General features: G+C 58.3%; 17 protein-coding genes. 7 read left to right on the top strand and 10 right to left on the bottom strand.

Features of this window, described 5'->3' with window-relative positions; translation table 11 throughout:
* Nucleotides 1-9: 9 nt before the first annotated feature.
* A complete protein-coding gene (locus tag ACJJV2_RS04285) occupies nt 10-912 on the top strand; it encodes a LysR family transcriptional regulator (RefSeq protein ID WP_405278494.1) in 903 nt (300 codons plus the stop codon).
* Here the strand turns inward: ACJJV2_RS04285 and ACJJV2_RS04280 are convergent.
* Nucleotides 896-1894, bottom strand: a complete 999-nt coding sequence (locus ACJJV2_RS04280; RefSeq protein WP_405278492.1) for a hypothetical protein — start codon at nt 1892-1894, stop codon at nt 896-898. The genes ACJJV2_RS04285 and ACJJV2_RS04280 overlap by 17 nt on opposite strands.
* Nucleotides 1895-2039: 145 nt before the next feature.
* Here ACJJV2_RS04280 and ACJJV2_RS04275 point away from each other — a divergent pair, with 145 nt between their 5' ends.
* Complete coding sequence (locus tag ACJJV2_RS04275) at nt 2040-2381, top strand: hypothetical protein (RefSeq protein WP_405278490.1); 342 nt, start codon at nt 2040-2042, stop codon at nt 2379-2381.
* A gap of 52 nt (nt 2382-2433) precedes the next feature.
* Here ACJJV2_RS04275 and ACJJV2_RS04270 read toward each other — a convergent pair whose 3' ends face one another.
* The 3 genes from ACJJV2_RS04270 to xsc form a co-directional block, all read right to left on the bottom strand.
* Nucleotides 2434-4254, bottom strand: a complete 1821-nt coding sequence (locus ACJJV2_RS04270; protein WP_405278488.1) for an AAA family ATPase — start codon at nt 4252-4254, stop codon at nt 2434-2436.
* Nucleotides 4255-4495: 241 nt separating this feature from the next.
* Complete coding sequence (pta, locus tag ACJJV2_RS04265) at nt 4496-5515, bottom strand: phosphate acetyltransferase (protein ID WP_405278486.1); 1020 nt, start codon at nt 5513-5515, stop codon at nt 4496-4498.
* 171 nt (nt 5516-5686) lie between these two features.
* Entirely contained in the window at nt 5687-7507 is a 1821-nt protein-coding gene (gene xsc / locus ACJJV2_RS04260; RefSeq protein ID WP_225347080.1) for a sulfoacetaldehyde acetyltransferase, read from the bottom strand.
* 253 nt (nt 7508-7760) lie between these two features.
* Here xsc and ACJJV2_RS04255 point away from each other — a divergent pair, with 253 nt between their 5' ends.
* Both ACJJV2_RS04255 and ACJJV2_RS04250 read left to right on the top strand, forming a co-directional pair.
* On the top strand, nt 7761-8612 hold the full coding sequence (locus tag ACJJV2_RS04255) for an IclR family transcriptional regulator (protein WP_082388278.1): 852 nt from the start codon (nt 7761-7763) through the stop codon (nt 8610-8612).
* Between the two features lie 127 nt (nt 8613-8739).
* Entirely contained in the window at nt 8740-9624 is an 885-nt protein-coding gene (locus tag ACJJV2_RS04250) for a DMT family transporter (RefSeq protein WP_131432527.1), read from the top strand.
* Nucleotides 9625-9784: 160 nt separating this feature from the next.
* On the opposite strand, the gene ACJJV2_RS04245 is transcribed toward ACJJV2_RS04250, so the two are convergent.
* The 5 genes from ACJJV2_RS04245 to ACJJV2_RS04225 form a co-directional block, all read right to left on the bottom strand.
* Nucleotides 9785-11722 carry a dihydroxyacetone kinase subunit DhaK gene (locus ACJJV2_RS04245; RefSeq protein ID WP_405278483.1) on the bottom strand — a complete coding sequence of 646 codons (1938 nt, stop codon included), beginning with the start codon at nt 11720-11722 and terminating at the stop codon, nt 9785-9787.
* Nucleotides 11723-12036: 314 nt separating this feature from the next.
* Nucleotides 12037-13239 carry a diguanylate cyclase domain-containing protein gene (locus ACJJV2_RS04240; protein WP_405278481.1) on the bottom strand — a complete coding sequence of 401 codons (1203 nt, stop codon included), beginning with the start codon at nt 13237-13239 and terminating at the stop codon, nt 12037-12039.
* Nucleotides 13240-13638: 399 nt separating this feature from the next.
* Entirely contained in the window at nt 13639-14343 is a 705-nt protein-coding gene (locus tag ACJJV2_RS04235) for a glutathione S-transferase (protein ID WP_405278479.1), read from the bottom strand.
* A gap of 52 nt (nt 14344-14395) precedes the next feature.
* On the bottom strand, nt 14396-14683 hold the full coding sequence (locus ACJJV2_RS04230) for an HlyU family transcriptional regulator (RefSeq protein WP_306424366.1): 288 nt from the start codon (nt 14681-14683) through the stop codon (nt 14396-14398).
* A gap of 350 nt (nt 14684-15033) precedes the next feature.
* Nucleotides 15034-16374, bottom strand: a complete 1341-nt coding sequence (locus ACJJV2_RS04225) for an argininosuccinate synthase (RefSeq protein ID WP_405278477.1) — start codon at nt 16372-16374, stop codon at nt 15034-15036.
* Between the two features lie 193 nt (nt 16375-16567).
* On the opposite strand from ACJJV2_RS04225, the gene rnt reads away from it, so the two are divergent.
* A complete protein-coding gene (gene rnt, locus ACJJV2_RS04220; protein ID WP_054555724.1) occupies nt 16568-17263 on the top strand; it encodes a ribonuclease T in 696 nt (231 codons plus the stop codon).
* A gap of 153 nt (nt 17264-17416) precedes the next feature.
* Here rnt and grxD read toward each other — a convergent pair whose 3' ends face one another.
* Nucleotides 17417-17749: a Grx4 family monothiol glutaredoxin gene (gene grxD, locus ACJJV2_RS04215; protein WP_043331357.1), complete on the bottom strand. Its 333-nt coding sequence runs from the start codon at nt 17747-17749 to the stop codon at nt 17417-17419.
* 316 nt (nt 17750-18065) lie between these two features.
* Here grxD and argF point away from each other — a divergent pair, with 316 nt between their 5' ends.
* Both argF and ACJJV2_RS04205 read left to right on the top strand, forming a co-directional pair.
* The gene (gene argF / locus ACJJV2_RS04210; protein ID WP_043331358.1) at nt 18066-18983 is read left to right on the top strand and encodes an ornithine carbamoyltransferase; all 918 of its coding nucleotides are present in this window, start codon (nt 18066-18068) and stop codon (nt 18981-18983) included.
* Nucleotides 18984-19182: 199 nt separating this feature from the next.
* Complete coding sequence (locus ACJJV2_RS04205; RefSeq protein ID WP_405278474.1) at nt 19183-20262, top strand: ABC transporter ATP-binding protein; 1080 nt, start codon at nt 19183-19185, stop codon at nt 20260-20262.
* Nucleotides 20263-20288 lie beyond the last annotated feature (26 nt).

Genomic DNA, 20288 nt, shown 5'->3' with positions numbered 1-20288 from the left:
TATGAGAATATGAACTTAAATTATCTTAAGGTTTTTATTGAGATTGCTAGACAAGGTTCAATGCTAGGTGCTTCAAGGTCCTTGGGCATTCCTAATTCAACAATTGGTCGACAACTTTCTCAGTTAGAAAAAGAATTAGACGTACGTTTGATTTCTCGTAATACACGACACTTGAGTCTGACAGAGGATGGCAAAGAGCTATTCGAGAAAACTGCACATTTAATAGATCATATAAATGAAATAGAGAACGATACTCTCTATCGAAAAAATGGCCTGAGTGGTAAGATAAATATTTCGATTCCCAATGAGTTTGGTACTATCTGGCTATCAAGCTGCATCGCCAAATTTGCAAAACGACATCCAATGATTTCTCTCGACTGCAGTACATCGATGGTATCGGTGAACCCTATGCGAGAAGATATGGATGTTTCTATTATCTACCACCGTGGAATTCCAGACGATAGCTCCCTCATAATGAAGAACTTGGTGAGCATTCCTAGTGTTGTAGTGGGATCAAAAGAATTAATACAAAAATATGGTCTGCCGACTCAGGTTTCAGATATGAGCAGTGTTCCTTGTATTTCGACATTATATGCTTTAAGAGCAAATCCTTGGCATTTTATCGATCATCATAAAAATCATCACTCTCAAAAAGTCGATTGTAACTACCGAGTAGATAGTAGCAATCTACTCATCTCAGCAGCCGCTGAGGGTGTCGGCTTTGCCATTATTCCACAGCCCTTCTGCCAAAAATTAATTGATCAAGGAAAGTTGGTTAAAATAGAGCTTGATATGGAACCTGCGCCACTTCATTTAGCGGCTATTTTCCCCAATCGAATCATAAGCACTAGAACAAGAAAACTAGTTGATGAAATAAAAGAAACCCTTGAAAGCACTATTTTATTTCAATAGAAATCATTGCTTTTCTAAAGGCTTCTTTAGACAAGAATTCATTTCTCATGAGGTGATATAATATTCTACTTATCACCTCATTCTTTTCTTTTCCTTCCCATGACTTTACGAACCCAAGTGCTAAGAATCCATTGTAGAAATTTTTTGATATCTGTTCACTAATTAGTGAATCATATTGAGTCATGGCTATAGTAATTAATCCATCGTTCAATGATTTAATGACATGTGGATTCCCTACCTCTCCTCCCTCGCTATAGATATTTTTCTGTTCAGTCATCTCTACTTCTCTTGATACTATCGTATAGCTTGGGCAACTCCATACTTCAAATAATAGTCCTATATTATCTTTAAGCCATTCAGACATTTTTATAGCGAATAATAGTGATCTCCCACCTGCCAGAATCCGCCCAGTTTTCATATTACTTTCTGCCCTTCTATATAGGTATAATCCATTCATTACATCATCTTCACAAACTACAACATTTGACTTGGGAATCTTTTCAATATCGTCGTGAGCACTTGCATATATTATACAACTATTATTATTGACTTTTAAAGCCATGCTAATTATAGTAAGCAACTCAAAAGAATTTGCTGGATCATAAGGTAGAATACGAGCATTGGAAGAAATTTCTATTGGTAGATAATGTCTCAGGATTTCTGTTTTCCTATTTTTCTGGATAGGGCCCTTGTTAATCACTACGGAAATATTATGTAAGGTATCTTTAGCACTCTCTATTTTTATTAAATCATCGAATCTTGCTTCATATATGATGTCATATTGGACACTATCGCTAGAAAAGTAATTGCTCCATAACGTAGGCATTACAAACTTGCTATATTTATCTACAGTCTCTGAAATTACTATAAACGGTGGCGATTCTTTCAAATGATTTAATTCTCCAACAATTGAATCGACAGTGTCCGATGGATTTTTATCGCTACTCATCTTATCTAGACTAAACATTTCAATATTACTCACTAAAGAATTTCATCAAATAATCAGACATTATAAAGCATTAGTCAACACTCTTGCATTACATGTAATGAGAATATGTTTCCCATTTATGCATATATTTTTATTTATTTTCCCGTCACTGGAGTGGTGTCCTGCTTACCGTCAAACCGTGCAATGGGCCTGCTCACGACTCGCCGATAACACTACTGCCGACGAAGGCGCGCGCCGTCTGCTCGTCGTCATCTCCGATGGCAGCCCCTGTGACAGCGCCTGTGACAGCGCCACCAACATGGCCAATGACGAACAGTACCTCGACAGCCACCTCAAGCAGGTGGTCGCGCAACAGACCCGCTCCGGCCGCCAGGCCATCCTCGGCCTCGGCGTCGGGCTGGACCTCAGCGCCTACTACCCCAACCAGCTGATCATCGACCTCGAACGCACCCTCGACAACGCCCTCGCCGATGAAATCGTCTATCACATGGCGCTGGCGTGTCGGCATCAGGGGATGTGAAATCGGATAAATTTCATTTATCCGATTAGCCGGCTCTACCTGTACCATTAATTCATCTCAAATGATTCAAGTAGGGCGCACATAAATCAATGAAGATATTTCTCCAGCATTCGGGTATCTCTAAAAATTCATCACCCCAGTTTTCTTGGATATGCTTGTGAGCTCTATACGGTTTTTCACTCGATGGAGCTTCATACCCTAATACATCCTCTATACACTCTTCTATCATGATTCTACGTTGTTCGCCTGTCTGCGCCAGTATCGGAGCATTCATAGCTGCTGCTCTTTCGGTACCAGTATCTTTGTCATGCATGAAAATATAGTTAATATCTAGCGCATTCAGATACTTCGCTATAGATATTAATACAGCTTTCCCTCTAGCTCTTAGGAACTCGCAATTTCCTATAACCTTTGACCTATCCTCTTTAGAGAGTCTTTTAATAGTTTCTCGGACTACTACTTCTTCTGTATCACCTTCTACAAAAATAGATTTTTTTGAGAAGAACATACGTGCTATATAGTCATCAACTTTAAGAAGCATTTTTAAATTATGCTTCTCATCTTGAGTAAGATCGATAAACGCGTCTTCTAAATTAAAGGAGCTAGTGGTTGAGAATTCTTTTCCAGTATAAAAGAACTTGGTTAAACTCATGCTCTTTTCAGACCCTAAATTAACCATATAGGGTGAATGAGTAGTAGCAACAATTTGGCAGTTAGGGCCTGCTAAATCATAAAGCAAGTCTCTCATCTGATTTGCAGCAGATGGATGAAGATATATTTCTGGCTCTTCAAAGCAGAACATGGTTGCTCGAGGAATTTCTTGCCCTCTATTGACAAAGTCCTGAACAAATCTAAGCAACTGAAAAGCCGTTGCTCTTATCATGCCATGGCCTTGATAGCCCACCGCAGTTTTAACATTGCTGCGCATTTCAACATTAAACTGTGGCTTTATTGATTTCTCAGGAACGTCTAGATCAGCATTTACATGTACTGATGAATCAGGGAATAAATTATCGACGACACCATTGAGATCGCTTATTAATTTACCAAAATCTGTATCTAAATCGTTAGGATCCAACTCTTGTGCAAGCTTACTTAGAAAGCCTTGAGCTTGAACATAATTATCAGACCCGCTTCTCACCTTGTCGAATAGCTCATTTAGTAATGATAGAAGAGCCCCATTAGTGCTCGTCAGCACTGAAATGCATGATTCAGCTGGTATAACAACAACTTTTGGTAGTTTCTTTAAAACAATCCCCGGGATACCGCCTGGATTTTCGATCCATTTAGGCTCTGCAGTTATATCCACATCCCAGTATTCAGATAAATCCAAAAGTTTACTTTTTATAGGTGCAGTGTTAATACTTTTATTAAAGTTTGATGCTCCAAAAAAATCTATTAAATACTGTTCTGAGTAATCAGCACCTACTAGATCACTTACCTTTTGACAATGCGAGTATAGTGCCTTTACAGACCTAGGGTGCTCCATCATATAAAACTTCGGTTTACTACTATCTAAGCGCCATACTTTTTTATAACATATAGAATTTTGTGTTTCGCCATCTAGTGGGTCATCAACTTGAATCACTCTACCTTTAAATCCTGTCCAACTCTTAGCTTCATCAGGAAGATTGTAATATTTAGCTATTATTTCAACCTCTTGCTCGTATATTTCTTGATCATTGTCTTGATCATACTTTTTAGAATAGTCCTCGCGATCTAAATTAACGTTCTTATGTAAATAATCAATGGCGCAAAAAACACTAGACTTTCCAGCATTGTTAGGACCTATCAGAAAGGTAGTATCTCTAAATTTTATTTTACAGTCTTTAAGTTTTCTGAAATTTTTAATATGCACTTCATGTAATCTCATAAATCCCCCTGTTCCAATGAAATTTTAACGTAATACAAAATTCGAGATTTGTCATGAAGAACAATCAAATATAACAATCAACGTGAAACCCACGAAAATTAGGCAGGTAGCACTTTATTATTAGGCAATCTAAAGTGATATATCCCCTATTGTCTGTACACGTAATTTTTTTAAAAAGTCAGGCAGGCTTTCGCCTGCCCTATCCGCCGTGGGCGGCTAACAGAAGGAAAAGAAGGAGAAATCAGTCTTGCGGGGTGCGCTGCTGCGCCTGAACGACAGTGACCGCAATGACATTGAGGATGTCGGCGGTGGAGCAGCCGCGTGAGAGGTCGTTGGCGGGTTTGGCGAGGCCCTGGAGCAGCGGGCCGATGGCTTCTGCGCCACCGATGCGCTCGGCGAGCTTGTAGCCGATGTTGCCGGCTTCCAGATTGGGGAACACCAGCACGTTGGAGGTGCCTTTGACGCGTGAGGCGGGCAGCTTGCGCTCGGCGATTTCCGCCACGATGGCGGCGTCGAGCTGCACGTCTTCATCGATGGCGATATCCGGGCGCTGCTCGCGTACCCGATGCGCGGCCTGTACCACCTTGTCCACCGAGGCGTGATGCGCGCTGCCATTGGTGGAGAACGACAGCATCGCCACCCGCGGGTCTTCCCCGAGCAGGGCCTGGGCGCTGTCGGCGGCGGCCAGCGCGATCTGCGACAGCTCCTCGGCGTTGGGGTCGATCACCAGCCCGCAGTCCGAGAAGATCATGCCGCCCTTCAGGTTGTGGAACGGCTTGCACAGCATCATCAGAAAGAAGCTGGAGACCAGCTTGCTGCCCGGCGCCAGCCCCAGCAGTTGAATGGCGGTGCGCACCACATCGGCAGTGGTGAGCACGGCACCGGCCACCGAGCCATCCGCCAGCCCTTCGCGCACCAGCATGTTGGCGAATGTCAGCGGATCACGAATCTTCTCGGCGGCCTGCTCCGCCGTCATGCCCTTGGCCGCGCGATGCGCGTGCAGCGCCTCGGCAAGCCTGGCGGTGTGCTCGGAGGTGGCGGGATCGATCAGCTCGAGCCGTGCCAGCGCCTGATCCTCGAGCCCGGCTTCTCTGGCGGTGGCGGCGATGATGATGGGGTCGCCCACCACCATCACCTGCGCCAGGCCCTGCTCCGCCGCGCTCACCGCCGCCTGCACCACCCGCATGTCCTGCCCTTCGCAGAGCACGATACGGCGCGGGTCTGCCTTGGCCCGCGCCAGAATGTTGTTGAGTGCCTTCATGTCTGTCTCCTCGCTGCCCTTGCAGGCAGCCGACACATCCAAAAAGCCCCGGACATCTGAAATGGCCGAGGCAAGGGAGAGTTCCAGTCCTGCTTGCGCGTCGCGCTACACCCGCTTCATCGCGCTGCCATCCATGACCTGCACAGCGCGATCAGCGATGGGCGATGGGCGTTACACGTAATCCTGATACTTCTCGAGCAGACGCACCGGCTTCTTGAGGGCATCGCGGCGGAACGGGTCGCCCAGTTCGCGAGTACACATCACCTCGATGACGCAGGTCTTGCCTTCGTTCATCTGCATGTCGATGGCCTTCTTGAGGGCCGGGCCCACGTCTTCCAGACGGTCGACGGTGATGCCTTCGGCACCCATGGAGCGCGCGATCTCGGCGAAGCTCTCGTTGTCCAGCTCACCGGCGACGAAGCGACGGTTGTAGAACTCGACCTGGTTCTTCTTCTCGGCGCCCCACTGACGGTTGTGGAAGACGACGGCCGTGACCGGAATGTCGTGACGCACGGCGGTCATGATTTCCATCAGACTCATGCCCCAGGCGCCGTCACCGGCGTAGGCGATGGCCGGACGTTCCGGTGCGGCAGTCTTGGCACCCATGATGGTCGGTAGCGCGTAGCCGCAGTTGCCGAAGCTCATCGGGGCGAAGAAGCTGCGCGGACGATCGAAACGCAGGTAGCTGTGGGCCACGGAATTGATGTTGCCGATGTCGGTGGAGACCATGACATCTTCCGGCATGGCCTTTTCCAGCTCGCGCAGTACCTGACGCGGGTGCAGGTATTCGCCGCCGGAGAACGGCTTCTCGTCCTTGGCTTCGTCGATGGCGTCGAGACTGAAGGCGTCCTTCTCGTGGGTCCAGGCATCCAGCTCGGCTTCCCAGGCGGCCTTCTCTTCACGAATCTGGGTCAGACGCGAATCCTTGGAGGCATCGCATTCCAGATTGCGACCGGACAGACGCTCGGTCAGGGCGATGGCCGCTTCACGCGCATCGCCGCAGATGCCGACGGAGATCTTCTTCACCAGACCCAGCATCTTGTGGTCGGCGTCGATCTGGATGATCTTCGCGTCCTTCGGCCAGTAGTCCATGCCGTGCTGCGGCAGGGTACCGAACGGCCCGAGGCGCGTGCCCAGCGCGATGACGACATCGGCCTGGGAGATCAGCTTCATGCCCGCCTTGGAGCCCTGATAACCGAGCGGACCACACCACAGCGGGTGGCTGGCCGGGAAGGAATCGTTGTGCTGGTAGCTGTTGACCACCGGCGCGCCGAGACGCTCTGCCAGTGCCTTGCACTCCTCGACGCCATCGGCCATCACCACACCGCCACCGGAAACGATGACCGGGAACTTGGCGCTGGCCAGCAGCTCGGCTGCCTCATCCAGACTCTTGCTGCCACCAGGGCCGCGGTCGACACGTGCCGGCAGCGGAATCTCGCACTCGATCTCGCCGTAGAAGTAGTCACGTGGAATGTTGAGCTGAGTCGGGCCCATTTCGGACATGGCGCGGTCGAAGCAGCGACCGGTGTATTCCGCCATGCGCGACGGGTGCGTCACGTGACCCTGGTACTTGGTGAATTCCTGGAACATCGGCAGCTGCTTGCATTCCTGGAAGCCGCCCAGGCCGATGCCGGTGGTGCCGGCTTCCGGCGTGACGATGACCACCGGGCTGTGCGCCCAGTAAGCGGCCGCGATGCCGGTGACGCAGTTGGAGATGCCCGGGCCGTTCTGGCCGATGACCATGCCGTGACGGCCGGAGACGCGAGCATAGCCATCGGCCATGTGGGCAGCGCCCTGCTCATGCACCACCGGAATGAGGCGAATGCCGGCCGGGGCGAAGATGTCCATCGCATCCATGAAGGCGGAGCCCATGATGCCGAACATGTCGGTGACGCCATTGGCGACCATGGTTTCCACGAAGGCCTCGGAAGGGGTCATCTTCTGCTTGCCCTGCACGACCTTGCGATTGTCTGCGCTGTCTTGAGTGCTCATGGCGTCTCCAACTCTAAATTTTATGTTTATTGATACATTTAGTTCCGATTACCGAAACATGTTACCAAAATTAGCCCTCGCCGCGCGGTCCGTCAAGCCCGATTTCGGAAAATGATCAAAAACACTCCTTTTTTAGAAACTTCTTCCGATAAATGGAGTACTGTTAAAGTAGGCACAGCAACGCAAGGCACTGACGGGCCGAGCGTTTCGGCGCCACACTGCCCAGCGCACGGATTGAAGGAGGGAATAGCCCATGAACAGTGCCACCCAGCCCCAGGCGAGCCTGCCGCGTGATCGCAAGGACGCTGACAGGGACACCAGCAAGGAAGGCAGCAAGATAGAAGGCGATACGCCCGCCCAGCGCCTGCTGGCGCTGCTGGAAGTGATCGCCGCCAAGGACCAGTTCTTCACCCTGCAGGGACTGGTGGAAGAGACCGGTCTGCCCAAGCCGACGCTGCACCGCATGCTGCAGCAGCTGGAAGGCAGCGGCATGCTGCAGCGCGAGGCGGACAACCGCCATTACAGCAAGGGCAGCCGCCTGCGCCGTCTGGCGGAAAACCTGCTGCTCAACGACACCGTGCAGGGTGCTCGCCACGGCGTGCTCAACCGGCTGATGGAAGAGGTCGGCGAGAGCTGCAACATCACGGCGCTGTCCGGCAGCGAGGTGCTGTATCTGGACCGCGTCGAGACCCAGGCCCCGCTGCGCTTCTATCTGCACCCCGGTTCACGGGTGCCGGTGCATTGCTCCGCCAGCGGCAAGTTGTTTCTGGCCCAGATGCCGCCCGCCCAGCGCCGCCGCCTGCTGACCGGCACGCCGCTGAACGCGATGACGCGCAATACCCTGACCGACATCGAGTCCGTCGAGGCCGAGATCGAGCAGGTCCGCCAGCAGGGCTTCGCGCTGGATGATGAGGAATTCCTGCCCGGCCTGGTGTGCATCGCGGTGCTGGCACCCAATCCCGATGGGCCTTCCAACATCGGCGTGGCGATCCAGGCACCGGTGATGCGCCAGTCGCGAGAGGACATGCTCAAGCATCTGCCGGCACTCGAGCGCGCCGCCCGCGATATCGCCGCCATCCAGCGCGGCGCGATACCCTCCGCCTGAGGCCAGCGAGCTGGAGCTGGATCTGGATCTGGGAAAGCAGAGCGACAGGCACAAGGTCGTGCTTCCCGTGACGCGCATGAGGGGCTAGCCTAGCGGACTGCCTTTCACACGCCACGTCGAGAACACCATGTCCGCCAGCGATGCCTTGCGTCTTGTCCTGCTGTCCACCCTGTGGGGCATGTCTTTCATCTTCATGCGCGTGGCCGCGCCGGAATTCGGCCCGACCACGCTGATACTGCTGCGCATGGGCATCGGTGCGCTGGTACTCGCCCCGCTGCTGCTGGGCGCGGGACGCCTGAGGATGCTGTGGGAGCACAAGGGCCCGCTTGCGGTGCTGGGGCTGACCAGTCAGGCGCTGCCCTTCTGCCTGCTGGCGCTGGCCACCACCCAGCTGGAGGCCGGTTTCACCTCGCTGATCAATGCCACCACGCCGCTGTTCACCGCGCTGCTGGGCATGGCGCTGTTCGCCACGCCGATCCAGAAGCAGCAGTATCTCGGCCTGGCCGTGGCCTTCAGCGGCGTCTATGTGCTGTCGAGTGATCGTCTCGACTTCCAGCTCGGCGGCGACGGCTGGTTCATCCTCGCCGCCCTCGGCGCGACCTTCTGCTACGGCTTCGCCTCCAACTTCTCGCGCCAGCGCCTGAATCACCTGCCCGCGCCGGTGCTGGCCGCGGGCAGCTCGCTGATGTCGTCCCTGCTGTTGCTGATTCCGGGCCTGTGGATGTGGCCGACGACCAGCGTCAGCCTGGAAGCCTGGGGCAGCGCGATCGCGCTGGCGGTGCTCAGCACCAGCCTCGCCTTCCTGATCTTCTTCCGCCTGCTGGCCAGTGCCGGCGCCACCGCGACCACCTCGGTGACCTTCCTGGTACCGGTCAGCGCGTTGCTTTGGGGCAACATGCTGCTCGATGAGGTGATCGATGCGCGCATCCTCACCGGCATGGGCATCACCCTGCTGGGCACCGCCATCGCCACCCGTCTGATTCGCCTGCCGACACGTCAGAAAGTCGCCTGACCGCTTGCCGCATGATGCAAAAAGGCCCGCCCCTGAACACGAGGTTCATGGGGCGGGCCTTTTGCTTTATGGGGCTTTGGTTTTAGAGCTTTTTGGGGCTTGAGCGCTCAGGCGCCAGTCATTCGGGTCAACCAGCTCAGCCGGTCAATCGAAGCATGAATCAACCCGCCGCTTCCTCGGCGGCATCGGCCAGCGCTTCGAAGACACGCGCCACGGCTTCCGCACCCGGGTCGCTGTTGCCGACCAGATGGGCGGAAGGCACGTAGGCGGAGCGTCCGGCCCGTGCCTTGGCCATCTCGGCGGTGGCATCCGCACCCTGACGGGCGGCGCGTGCCATCGCGGCCCAGTCGACCCGCCCGGCGCGCATCTCCTGCTTGCTCTCGACCGGCGAGGCTGACTGATCACCCTGCACCGATTCCTGCTTTTCAGACTGCACCGACGCTTTCTTTTCAGACTGCACCGATTCCTGCAGTGCCTCCAATGCCGGCAGCAGCGCATCCAGCAGGCTGCGGTCGCCGCGTGAGGCGCCACCGTAGTGCTGCATGCGGGCGACGCCATGACTCAGGGCGTCGTGCCAGCGCTGGCCCAGCGGTGCCTGACCATGCGCGTCCGACTGCTCCTTCCAGCGGGTGGCGGCGGCGGTAAACAGCGTCGAGAGCAGCACACCACTGGAGCCGCCCATGCCGTGGGCCAGCTGCTTGCCGATGGTGATCATCAGCTCACCGGAATCGCCACACGCCAGCTCGCAGTCTTCCAGCGCCTCGATCACCGCGCGCGCACCGCTGGCGAAGGTGCTGCCGGTATCGCCGTCACCGCTGATGGCATCAAGACGGTCAAGATCCGCCTCGCTGGCGAGCAGGATTTCCAGTGCCGCGCGCAGGCGTTGCTCGACCTGCGGATCGCCCGGCAGGCCGGCACGCGATTTCACGCCACGGGCGGCACGCTCCTGGCAGTCGGCCTTGGCCTGGGCACGTCTGGCATCCGAGGCCTCATCACTGGCCGTTCTGACGGCGTCCTGACTCGGCGAGAAGTGCGCCAGTGGCGTCACCGGCTGCACGCCCGGCCAGGCCACCGGCGCGCAGCTGGCACTCAGCGCCTCTTCCAGCAGGCTATCCAGCGGCAGTAGCGTCAGCGAGAAGCCGTGCATGTCCAGCGAGGTCATCAGCGGTTGCGGGCCGACCACGGCATGGATGCCCAGCGCCTGCAGCGACGGATGTGTCAGCGCTTCTTCCAGCAGCAGGCTGCGCTCCAGCGCCGAGCAACCGCCCAGATCATTGATCAACAGCAGATGGCCGCTGGCCGGCAGGTCGCCGCCGACATCCTTGCGCGCATGACCCTGCACCAGCGCCGTGACCACGGTATCCATGACCGCATGCACGCCGTGGGTGTCCGAGTCGCTGCCAAGCTCCAGCGCCATGGCGCCCGGCTCGCCGTGAATGCCCAGCCCCAGTTCCGGTGCGCGCTGCTCACGCGGCTTGCCGGGATGGCGGCCGACATTGAAGGCCACGCCCAGGGTCGAACAGCTGTCGGCGACGCGCCGTGCGACGGCGGTGATTTCCTTGAGGCCCGCCCCGCGTGCCGCCAGCGCACCGGTGACCTTGTGCACCAGCAGTGTGCCGGCCAGCCCGCGCGGCTGCGGGTTGTCGGGCAGCGCCACATCATCGGCGACGATGACCATCTCGACCTTGAAGCCTTCCTGACGCGCCCGCTCGGCGGCCAGCCCGAAGTTGAGGCGATCCCCGGTGTAGTTCTTGACGATCAGCAAGGCCCCGGCCTCACCGGTCACTTCGCGGATCGCCGCCAGCACGGCGTCCACCGTCGGCGAGGCAAACAGCTCACCACACACGGCAGCCGTCAGCATGCCCGCGCCGACGAAACCTGCATGCGCGGGCTCATGCCCGGAGCCACCACCGGAAATCAGCGCGACCTGATCACGCGCCCAGTCATCGCGTACCACCAGGCGCATGCCACTGGCGGGGTCTGACAGCCGCACGCCACTGCCATCCGGGTGGCGCAGTCGTGCGCAGCCTTCCAGCGCCTCACCGACGACCTGGCGTGGCTGATTGATGAACTGTCGGCCAGACTCGCTGCTACTCATCCTTCTCTCCTTGAGGACACTCGCCCTGCTGATAAAGGCGGCACTTGAGGCCGCCGTTCATGCCTGTCTCGTGCCACGACGCTTCCCTGACGCCCGGGGGCCTCGACTCATCCTGCCTTGCCGTTCCCCCCAGCGTCGTTCGCGACTTTGCCGGATGCAATAGTCATATCAGAAAATGATGGCATTCGCGCTGCAGCGTTGCGCCACGCCCATCAGTCGAGTGGTCTGAAAGACAAAAGCCCCCCGACGCCTGCGCGTGCGGGGGGCTTGGAATGTCGGGAGCCAGCGGGGAGCGGGCTTGCTTGTCATGCGAGTCACCTTTCCTCCTTGGCCCTGGCATCGGCAGACTCGGAATCAGCAGACACGCTATCGCCACGCTCGGTATCGACAGGATCGGTACCAGCAGACTCAGTACCGGCAGAAGCTGCCTGCTGTGATACCGGCGCGGACTGTGGGTGCAGCCAGGAAGGCAGGCGACTGGCCGAGGCTTCCAGATTCGAGCCCTGTAAATCGCCGGCCTGGTATTCGCAGGAAGAGTACTCCACCGGCGTGTGCACCCTGAAGCCGTGCTTGCCGTGGTGCTTGACCCGGTACATCGCCTGATCGGCCCGTTCCAGCGCCAGCCCGAAGCGATTGTCGGCATCGCACCCGAAACAGATGCCGATGCTCAGACCGATGCGGCCGAGGCCACCGCTGATCTCGAGGGGGTGCGCGAAGCGCTCCAGCCAGCGACGGGCGACATGTTCGACACGCGGCAGTGACATGCGGGGCAGCTGAAAGAGGAATTCATCGCCGCCGAAACGCGCCGAGAGATGATGGTGGATGCCCAGCCGATGCAGCTCATCGTTCAGGCCATGCGCGACCAGCACCAGCACTTCGTCGCCGGCACGATGGCCGAACTGGTCATTGACCTGCTTGAAGCCGTCGAGGTCGATGAAGATCAAGGCACTGTCATCGGCCAGCGGTCGCTGATGCCAGCTGTTGATGGCCTGGCGATTGGCAAGCCCGGTCAGGGCATCGGTGCTGGCCAGCGCATTGAGGCGCGATTCGTAGTCCTTCTCATGACTGATGTCGGTATGCGTGCCCAGCAGGCGCAGGGCATTGCCGTGCTCATCGCGTTCGACCACCCGCCCGCGGTCGGCGACCCAGGTGATGCTGCCGTCGCGGGCCAGCATGCGATGCACGACCTGATAGACCTCGGTGCGCCCCTCAAGATGATCATTGAGATTGGCGAGCACTTCGTCGCGGTCTTCCGGGTGCAGGTGCTCACGCCAGACATCGAAATGGGCGTTCAGCTCGCCGGGCTGATAGCCCAGCATGCGCCCCCAGCGATAGTTGAAGATGGTGAGCTTGCCGCTGGGCACTTCGAGCTGCCAGAGGCGCAGGCCGGTACCGTCGAGCGTCGTCGACAGTTTCTCTTCCAGCCCCGCTAGTCGGCGTTCAAGGCGAGCCTTGTCGCGTTCCATCTGCTGGAGTGCTTGTTCCAGTGATTGTTCACGCAGACTCTTGCGTGCCATGCCAGGCCCCCGGTCGACTCCTTGTCCTGCATCCTGTTTATCCATCGGCGCCACGGCGGACTCCCCACTCGCTTGCCGATGCATCGCTCACGGTCTTGTGTTCTGTCTTGTCGCTCTGTCTTGACGCTCTGTCTTGCGGTGCTTTTTCGCCTGTTGTGCCTGGCGTCTATGACTCTTCGCTGCCCAGCCTGGTGGCTGGGCGGCTGTCACCCGCGCGAGGTAAATAAGCACTAACTGTAGCTTAGATACCTAAAACAGAACCTATCGATATAACGTCCAGATGTGACAGCCCGAATGCCGAAAGAATCCCGACGAAAGTCTCAATCACATCAATAGCGCAAAAATGCGCAAGCCATATGATGTTTGCGCATAGCACCCAGGCATCAGGACATCAGCACCTCAGAGCGCCAGCTCGCCGCCCTTGGCCACGGCACGCTGAAAGGCTTCGCGCTGACGGATGCGGGCCAGCCATTCCTGGATATTCGGGTGATTCTTGAGCCCCTGGCGCGCATCGAGCGCCTGGATCGGGAAGCTCATCTGGATATCGGCACCGGTCAGCGAGTCGCCGGCAAGCCACTGGCGATGCTCGAGACAGGTATCCATGTAGGCGAGATGCGCCTTGATCTCCGGGCTGATGAAGCTGTCATTCACACCCTTGGCCAGCTTGCGCGCGATCGGGCGCACCAGCCACGGCACCGGCGGCTTGTCGAGGCGCGAGAACACCAATCTGAGCATCAGCGGCAGCATCGCCGAACCCTCGGCGAAGTGCAGCCAGAAGCGGTAGTCACGCTCGGCCTGGCTGCCGGCGGGCGGGCGCAGATGGGCAGCGCTGCCGCTGCCCTGGCCAGCGTACAGATCGATCAGGTATTCGATGATCGCGCCGGACTCGGCGACCACCACCGGCTCGGCATTCTCCCCCGCCAGCGTGGTGTCGGTGATGATCGGCGCCTTGCCCAGCGGGTGAATCTCCTTCAGCGCCTTGGGCGCACGCATGCTGTTGCTGTCGCGGGCATAGGTCTGCAGGCGGTATTCAAGATTCAACTCTTCCAGCAGCCACAGGATGCGCTGCGAGCGCGAGTTTTCCAGATGGTGAACCGTGATCATGGGCGTGCTCCTGAAGGTGGGGGCGAGTGCGCAGCGGTCAGCTCCGGGGCGATCAGCGCTCGAAGATGCTGTCACCCAGGTCATCGATGGTGCGCTTCGCCTTGAGCAGGGTCAGCTCCACGGCGCCCTCTTCGCCCGGCACGGTGTCGGAGCGCTCGAAACGGTGCTCCAGCATCTCGCCGCCTTCCACCGGCTTGCGGATCACGCCCGACACCCGGTATTGACCATCGTGCTTCTGCGGCATCGCCACGATCAGATAGCCCTTGTATTCGGTGGCTTCCGGTTCCTTGACCGGCGCAGGCTCGCCTGCGGCAAACAGTTTCTTCAGCATACCCAGCATGAGATATCTTCCTTGGCCGGCCGCCATGACGGTCGCCGGCAATCTACGTGCAGAAATGACAATGAAAAGAGGCTTCTGTCAGCATCGCATGCACCCACGGGGGAGAAAAGCGCTCAGCAACGCCCCTGAGCGCCATGCGTGCCCTGGATGAGCAGCACCTCATCAGGCGAAAGCGCGCCCTGCTCTGGTAGCCGACAGCGCGACTGACTCTAGCCGCCTAAAGCGCGATACGACAGCCGGATAACGTGGCACTGACAGCCGGATAGCACGACGCCGACCCCTATGGCAGCGAATGGCTGCAGCAGGGGCCGGCGTCATGGTGTTCCGAGATCAGGCTATCGGATCAGAGATTACTCGATGCCACGTCCCTTGCTGGCCGCGATACGCAGGCGCAGGGAGTTCAGCTTGATGAAGCCGGCAGCATCTTTCTGGTCGTAGGCGCCAGCATCGTCTTCGAAGGTCGCGATGGACGCATCGAACAGCGAGTCTTCGGACTGACGACCGACGACGATCACGTTGCCCTTGTAGAGCTTGAGACGCACGACGCCGTTGACGACCTTCTGGGACTCATCGATGGCCGCCTGCAGCATGCGACGCTCCGGGCTCCACCAGTAGCCGTTGTACACCAGCTCGGCGTACTTGGGCATCATCTCATCCTTCAGGTGGGCCGCTTCGCGGTCCAGAGTGATGGATTCGATGGCACGGTGAGCACGCATCATGATGGTGCCGCCCGGTGTTTCGTAGCAGCCACGCGACTTCATGCCGACGTAACGGTTCTCGACGATGTCGAGACGGCCGATGCCGTTGGCGCCGCCGACCTTGTTCAGGTACTCGAGCACTTCGTGAGCGGCCATTTCCTTGCCGTCGATGGCAGTGATGTCGCCCTTGGTGTAGGTCAGATCGATGTAGGTCGCGTCATTCGGCGCCTGCTCCGGGCTGACGCTCCAGCGCCACATCTCTTCTTCGCACTCGGTCCACGGGTCTTCCAGCACGCCACCTTCATAGGAGATGTGCAGAAGGTTCGCGTCCATGGAGTACGGAGACTTCTTCTTGTTCTTGGCGTAGTCGACTTCGATACCGTGCTGCTCGCAGTATTCCATCAACTTCTCGCGGGAGTTCAGGTCCCACTCACGCCACGGCGCGATGACCTGGATGCCCGGCTTCAGCGCGTAGGCGCCCAGCTCGAAACGCACCTGGTCGTTGCCCTTGCCGGTCGCACCGTGAGAGATGGCGTCGGCGCCGGTCTCGTTGGCGATCTCGACCAGACGACGCGCGATCAGCGGACGTGCGATGGAGGTGCCCAGCAGGTACTCGCCTTCATAGATGGCGTTGGCACGGAACATCGGGAAGACGTAGTCGCGGACGAAGGTCTCGCGCAGGTCTTCGATGTAGATCTCCTTCACGCCGAGGGCTTCTGCCTTGGCACGCGCCGGCTCGACTTCCTCGCCCTGACCGAGGTCAGCTGTGAAAGTCACGACTTCACAGTTGTAGGTTTCCTGCAGCCACTTGACGATGACTGAAGTGTCCAGGCCGCCGGAGTAGGCGAGAACGACCTTTTGCACGTCGGACATGCTTGACTCCTGAGTTGATGCTTGTAGTTCCCGCGTACCACTGATGAACGCCGTGGCCGCAGGTGGGGGTTGGATCGCCCGGTCCAGACGAGCGAAGGCCGCGCAAGCGCTGCCGCTCATCTACCCGAATCACGATGTGACGCCGATTATAGCGAGGCTGGCACCTCACCGATACTGCCAGGAGGGCCAGAGACACCCCGGCACGCGGCCAGCGCCGCGACGCGCCCTTTTCGCCCTGCTACAATTGGCCACCTTGAGCGTCGGCAATACGCACGACGCAGCACGAGATGCTATGACGGGATTGGAGATCTTGATGACCCAGGCGAGCGAGCGCACGCAGATGGCACAGCGCTTCCGTGGCTTTCTGCCAGTGGTGGTCGACCTCGAGACGGGTGGTTTCAATGCCGCCGGTGATGCACTGCTCGAGATCGCTGCCGTCACGCTGACCATGGACGACGATGGCAATATGGTGCCGGATGCGACCTATGCCTTCCACGTGGCCCCCTTCGAGGGCGCCAACATCGAACAGTCGGCACTGGATTTCACCGGTATCGATCTCGACAACCCGGTGCGCAAGCAAGTCGCGGTGGCCGAGAATCAGGCGCTGGGCGAGATCTTCAGCCCGGTGCGCAAGGCCATCAAGGCGCACGGCTGCACGCGTGCGGTGCTGGTCGGCCACAATGCGGCCTTCGATCAGGGCTTCCTGAACGCGGCGGTCGAGCGTTGCGGTATCAAGCGCAATCCGTTCCACCCGTTCTCGTGCTTCGATACCGCTTCGCTTGCGGGTCTGGTCTATGGCCAGACGGTACTGGCGCGCGCCTGCCGCGCCGCCGGCATCGAGTTCGACAACGCCTCCGCCCACTCGGCGCGTTATGACACCGAACGCACCGCGGAGCTGTTCTGCGCGATGGTCAACCGCTTCAAGGACCTGGGCGGCTGGGACCTGGCGATGAAGGAACAGGGCATGAATGACGAGGTGCCGGCCTCGCTCGACGCGCCCGCGCCCTGACTGGCAGAGCTTTTGCCCCCTCCGGCTGACAGACTCTCTGAGAGCCAGACATGAAAACGCCCCCGCAGCCAGGCTGCGGGGGCGTTTTTTCTGCTCGGCACTGCTCGGGTCAAGGCGAGCCCGATCAGAGCGAGTCCTATCAGAAGATGCCGATCACTCGGCAGACGCTTCCTGAGCGGCCTGCTTGATCAGCGGCTCCAGTTCGCCGCTCTGATACATCTCGACCACGATGTCGCAACCGCCGACCAACTCGCCGTTGACCCACAGCTGCGGGAAGGTCGGCCAGTTGGCGTATTTCGGCAGCTCGGCGCGGATGTCCGGGTTGTCGAGAATGTTGACGAAGGCGAAACGCTCGCCGCAGGACATGACGGCCTGCACGGTCTGCGCAGAGAAACCACACTGCGGCAGCTGCGGGGTGCCCTTCATGTACAGGAGGATCGGGTTCTCGCCAATCTGCTTTTCGATCGATTCGATGGTAGTGCTCATGTGCAATCCTCGGACGGTGGGCGCAAGGCCCGTGAGTGTCATTCCCTCATTCTACTGGGGGTAAGCCATGAATTCAGCCCCCGATAGTGCCCGAGTTGTGGATTGCTGTCTGCAGCAGCGCGCATCAGCCCTGCAGCGCGCGTCATGACCGCGCTGATAACGGCGTGAGCGTTGCACGCTCGAGCCGAGCTGGCTAGGATGGCTCTTTTGACAGGCAGCGCCATCCGGGCGCCGTGATCGTCGGCGACTTCCTTCCCTCCGACGCATGGCGCCCTTTTCGATGGTGCTGCCCGAGACCCTGACAGGAGCCCGCTCGATGGCCACCCGGCACTTTCTGACCCTGCTTGACCTTTCTCCGGAAGAACTCGACTACCTCATCCAGCGCGCCATCACCATCAAGGATGGGCTGAAGAAGGAAGGTCCGGTCTATACGCCGTTCGCCAACCGCACCCTGGCGATGATCTTCGAGAAGTCCTCCACGCGTACCCGCGTGTCCTTCGAGACGGCCATGGCGCAATTCGGTGGCCATGCGCTGTTCCTGTCGCCGCGCGACACCCAGCTGGGCCGTGGCGAGCCGATCGGCGACACCGCCCGCGTGCTGTCCGAGATGGTCGATGGCGTGATGATCCGCACCTTCGCCCACTCCGACATCGAAGCCTTCGCCGACGCCTCCAGCGTGCCGGTCATCAATGCGCTGACCGACGACTATCATCCGTGCCAGCTGCTGGCCGACGTGATGACCTGGACCGAATGCCGTGGCTCCGTGAAGGGCAAGACAGCGGTCTGGATCGGCGATGGCAACAACATGTGCCATTCCTGGATCAACGCCGCGCGTCAGTTCGATTTCAATCTGCGCATCTGCTGCCCGGAAGGCTACGAGCCGGACAGCGAGATCGTCGCGGCGGCTGGCCAGCGCGTCAGCATCCATCGTGATCCGCAGCAAGCCGTGCAGGGCGCGGACCTGGTGACCACCGATGTCTGGGCCTCCATGGGCCAGGAAGAAGAGCAGCTCAAGCGTGAAGCCGACTTCGCCGGTTTCCAGGTCGATGAAGCCATGCTCGACAAGGCCGCCGACGACGTCATCTTCCTGCACTGCCTGCCGGCACACCGCGGCGAAGAGATCAGCATGGGTCTGCTGGATGACCCGCGCGCCGTCGTCTGGCAGGAAGCGGGTAATCGCCTACACGCCCAGAAGGCACTGCTCGAGTTCCTGATGCTGGGTCGCCAGGACTGAGCCATCAGCACGGAAGCTCAGGACTGTCTTTCAGAACTGTCTTTCAGGACTGAGCCTCAAGGCTAAGCCGCCGCCCAGCAAGCCGAAGGGGTGCCCTGCCGCCGCCTGCATCCACGCAGGCGGCGCTCGCGTATGCTCAAGCGAGACGGACACTCCCCTGCTCCGCTGCCTTCATCGCCATCCGGACTGACCTGCCATCATGCAACCGCTCCTTCAGATCGATTCGCTGGAATGTCGCTACGACACCACCGTCGTGACCCGTGACATCAATTTCTCCCTCAACAAGGGTGACATTGCCTGCCTGCTCGGCCCCTCCGGCTGCGGCAAGACCACGCTGCTGCGCGCGATTGCCGGCTTCGAACCGGTAGCGGTGGGCGAGATTCGTCTCGAAGGCGAGGTGCTGTCCAGCGCGACTCATCTGACTGCGCCGGAGCAGCGCCATGTCGGCATGGTCTTTCAGGATTACGCACTGTTCCCCCACCTGAGCGTGGCGGACAACGTGGCCTTCGGCGTGCGCCGCATGACGCGTGAAGCGCGCAATGACAAGGTGACGGAGCTGCTGACGCTGGTCGGCCTCGCCCATCTCGGTGAGCGTTTCCCGCATGAGCTGTCCGGTGGCCAGCAGCAGCGCGTGGCCCTGGCCCGCGCGCTGGCGCCGGAGCCGCGCATTCTGCTGCTCGATGAGCCGTTCTCGAATCTGGACGTGGAGCTGCGTCGTCAGCTGAGTCAGGAGGTGCGGCGGATTCTCAAGCACCTCGGCATCAGCGCGGTACTGGTCACGCATGATCAGAATGAGGCCTTCGCGATGGCCGACCAGATCGGCGTGATCCACGGCGGCCATCTGCAGCAGTGGGACACGCCGTTCAACCTGTATCACGAACCCGCCACGCGCTTCGTCGCCAACTTCATCGGCCAGGGCTATTTCATCCCCGGCACGCTGAAGGACAACGAATGCGTGAGCACGGAGCTGGGCGTGATTCGCGGCAACCGTGCCTATCCGTATGCACCCGGCACGCCGGTGGATGTGCTGCTGCGCCCGGATGACCTGGTGCTGGCCGAAGGGGATTCGGAAGCCACCGACCTCAAGGCGCGCGTGCTCAGCGCGACCTTCGCCGGCACCAGCACCCTCTACCGGCTGGCGCTACCTTCCGGGCGGGAAGTCGAGGCGGCCTTCAACAGTCATCACGACTACCAGCCCGGTGAGCAGGTCATGCTGCGTATCCAGGCCGATCACCTGATCCTCTTCGAGCGTGTCGAGGAGAGTGAAGCGGTGCTCTAGCGCCTACGCGCAGGATGATCGCCAAC

Origin of the sequence: Cobetia sp. Ld8, assembly GCF_045066615.1 — a bacterium.
GTDB lineage: Bacteria > Pseudomonadota > Gammaproteobacteria > Pseudomonadales > Halomonadaceae > Cobetia > Cobetia amphilecti.
The sequence above is the reverse complement of the archived record's forward strand: the minus strand, read 5'-3'. Positions and strand labels throughout refer to the sequence as shown.